Below are 1,794 nucleotides of genomic sequence, written 5' to 3'. Positions count from 1 at the left end.
CCTGACGGCCCACCATAGAAAAGAAAGCGACTGGCGGATGCCGGCCGCTTTTTTGTTGCCGCGCCACGGGCTCGAACCCGTCGGGGCGCGGAGCTGGGCAAACGCGTGAGCGTTTGCCAGCGCAGCGCGCAAGGCGCGAAAGCGCCGCAGCGGCCGCCTGCGGAGCAGGCTGAACCCCTGACGGCCCATCCAAAGAAAGGAAAACGAAATGAAAATAGATAGATACGGAATTAGCGGCAGCACATTAAAGATAATAGCAGCCATTTCGATGGTTCTCGATCATGTAAGCAGGATCGTCCTGACCAATGGAATCATGACTCACGCATCGTACAGTCAGATATCAGACGAACAGTGGGCGATTTTAAGCGAAGCTTCGGATGTGCTTCATGTTCTTGGCAGAATTGCATTTCCCTTATTTTGCTTTTTGATAGTTGAGGGATTTTTGCATACTCATGACATAAAGAAGTACCTGCGAAATATGCTTGTCTTCGCAATCATTGCGGAGCCCATATACGATTTCGTTCAAACCGGGCAACTATTTGACCCTCGGCAACAAAATGTTATGTATGAGCTCCTGCTTTCCTTGGTCTTTTTGATTATTCTGGAAAAGACACATAGTCTTTCAAAATGGAAAAGGTACATCGCAGAAACTGCTCTGATTGTTTTGACAGCGCTGGCAGCTGAATACACTAAACTAGATGGCGGTGTGTATGGCATTCTGCTTGTGGCTGCATTCTATTTATTCCACGACAGCAAGGCCAAGATGTTCTTTGCTGCAGTATGCGCAGTGCTCCTTTCGTCATGCCATATAGTCGGCGGCGGATTTGAGTTTGCTACAGCTAATGTATTTAATCCTGATGTTGCTGCTGCGGTCGTTTCGTTGCTGCTTATCAGTTTTTATAATGGCAAGCGAGGGCTGAAGCTCAAATATTTCTTCTACATTTTCTATCCGGCACATCTTGCTCTGCTTTATGGTGTCTCACTTATTGTTTTGAACTGTCTTTAAAAACTCTCAAACAAGTCTCTGAAAGCAGAAATAAATTGACCCTAAGACTGCTTGTGAATTTCTGGAAGACCGGAGAGATGCGAGGATAGACAACGAGGGCTGCAGAAAGATGCTTCGAAAGCATGAATGGCAGCGAGAAAATGAGTTCGGAAGCACCCCTCTGGATGCTACAGCATAGAATAGAAAGCGATCGGCTCCGGCTGGTCGCTTTTTTGTTACCGGTGCACGGGTTCGAACCCGAACTTCTCTATATATAAGAACGCTTAGCGAACAAAACCTGCCTTTTACCGACGGGAAACAAATAGCTGATGCTTTTGGAGTAAAGTGGCGCTCCAGAGATGACCGATGCCTTAACACCTATAAACCAGCTGGTCATCGCCAATATTAGAAGCTGTCGCTTCGAATACGGCCTCAGTGAAGCAACTGAGGGACCGATTCATTTGTGAACAAAATATGGAGTGTGCGATTCCCGCCCCGGAGGGCCCTCCGGTCTGGCAATATATCTCCTTGCCGCGCGGCCCGGTCGGACCGGATGAGCCGCAAGGCGTGCACCTTGAGAACCGGATACTGCGAGGATGGACACACCAGGTGTGTCGCATCCGGGCAGACATCGAACCATTTGAAATGGTCTGACTTGGATTTGTTTTTCGCAAGGCCGCCGAGAGGCGGCCCCGAGAAATTCCTTTTCCTATCAAATAGAACCATATGAATCGAACGGAACCGATCAGCGTAACAGTTGTGAGGACCGGACGGGCTCTAAGCCCAATACATTTTGGACGGAGAGTTCG

Annotated in this window: 2 protein-coding genes; one reads left to right on the top strand and one right to left on the bottom strand. The window is 48.8% G+C overall.

The window, feature by feature from the left end:
* The coding region (locus tag SFLMC1_RS07330) for a hypothetical protein (protein ID WP_222838054.1) at positions 1-264 on the bottom strand (264 nt) is incomplete at its 3' end.
* 4 nt (positions 265-268) lie between these two features.
* Here SFLMC1_RS07330 and SFLMC1_RS07325 point away from each other — a divergent pair.
* Positions 269-1,006 carry a TraX family protein gene (locus tag SFLMC1_RS07325; RefSeq protein ID WP_222838053.1) on the top strand — a complete coding sequence of 246 codons (738 nt, stop codon included), beginning with the start codon at positions 269-271 and terminating at the stop codon, positions 1,004-1,006.
* The last annotated feature ends 788 nt before the right edge of the window (positions 1,007-1,794 follow it).

The sequence above is a fragment of the Collinsella aerofaciens genome (assembly GCF_901212495.1).
In the GTDB taxonomy this organism is placed as follows: domain Bacteria; phylum Actinomycetota; class Coriobacteriia; order Coriobacteriales; family Coriobacteriaceae; genus Collinsella; species Collinsella aerofaciens_H.
This window is presented reverse-complemented; position numbering and strand designations above follow the sequence as displayed.